We start from the raw sequence: 1428 nt of genomic DNA, 5'->3' as shown, positions 1-1428 counted from the left end.
GCCTACTTGAACATACCAGTGAATGGGAGTATCGATTTTCATTTGACGAATCATACTTAAGCATCTCAAAAGAACGCCCAGTACTCGGCCAGTTATTCGAAGATCGGAAGCCCTTCGACATTGCAACAACAGGGCATGTGCCCATTTGGTTTTCCCATCTACTGCCACAGGCACGCCTACGGCGGGCCATTGCCCAACAACTTGGTGTTGATGAGGACGATGAATTTGACTTACTACAGTTCCTCGGCAGCGATCTTCCCGGAGCAGTGCGATTAGGCGTTGGCCAACCGCGCCTCTCTCATGAGCCCCCACCTCTCCCGACGCCAAATCCAATTGACACGCAAAACCTGCGCGTCGCTCTCGCCGGAATGCAATGGAAGTTGTCGGTACGACCCGGAGATCGAGGATGGACAGTCCCCGTCCAAGGAGAAACAGGCTCCTATATTGCTAAGTTCTACGATCCTACATTCAAAGATCTTCCCCGTGTAGAATTCGCAACTACGCTCTGGGCCCGAGCAGCACAAATTCCACTTCCAGATTTCCGCCAAGCTCATATTTCCGAATTCGCTGCGCTACCAACGGCTATTCCAACTGGGGATGGGACGGTATTCCTCACTCAACGATTCGACCGAGTTCCCTCAGGAGGACGGGTCCACATAGAGGACTTTGCTCAGGTTCTCGATCGCCCACCAGGAACTTCACAATACGGGGGGAGATACGAGCACCTCTCAACATTTTTAGGCTCGACGACGCCCGAGGATGTGCGCCCATTTTGTGAGCGTCTCGTTTTTTGCATACTCTGCGGCAATACGGATGCACACCTCAAGAACTGGTCTATCATTTATCCCGATGGGCACACTCCACGTCTATCTCCGGCATATGACCTTGTTTCTTCGGTTATATATGCACCACATGAGATCACCGATGACTTAGCATTAAGCATCGGAGAGTCGCGATTATTCGAAGACGTGCGTCTCGATTCATTTCAACTTCTCGCACAAACCAGCGGCTACTCCTTTGATGAAGTAGCATCATGGGTAAGCATCATGGCGCAGAGAGTTCGTGATGCTTGGCAACAAGAGGCATCCCACCTCCCGCTTCAGGTGTCGGAGCGCAAACGCATTGAAGAACACTTGGCGCGTGTCCCTTTAGCAAACGGCGGCTAACTGTACAGGCCGTCCGCTTCCGTAAATCCTCCCATTTCACATGGCCCTTCACGCAAGAGCAGACACGCCCATGTAAAAAACGGGCACTGGCCTGCTGCATAGCATGAGTCCCTCCCTGCTGACGGAATCGCCACTCGCCGGGTGTGGTTCTCATGCTGAGCACGTCCCGCGTGGAGTAGCAATATCCTCCGGGAGCGTAATCTGCCTGCCCCTCACCCTCAGGCAGGCATTGCGTAAGTGCCCCTCCTTTAAACATATATCC

Annotated in this window: 1 protein-coding gene; it reads left to right on the top strand. The window is 52.9% G+C overall.

The annotated features are described in order from the left end of the window. Positions 1–1166, top strand: a 1166-nt coding sequence (locus G4D87_RS37750) for a type II toxin-antitoxin system HipA family toxin (RefSeq protein ID WP_163787591.1), incomplete at its 5' end; no start/stop codon positions are given. Positions 1167–1428: the final 262 nt, after the last annotated feature.

It is taken from the genome of Myxococcus vastator (assembly GCF_010894475.1).
Taxonomy (GTDB): Bacteria; Myxococcota; Myxococcia; order Myxococcales; family Myxococcaceae; genus Myxococcus; species Myxococcus vastator.
Note: the sequence above shows the minus strand (reverse complement) of the source record. Positions and strands in the feature narration are given on the sequence as shown.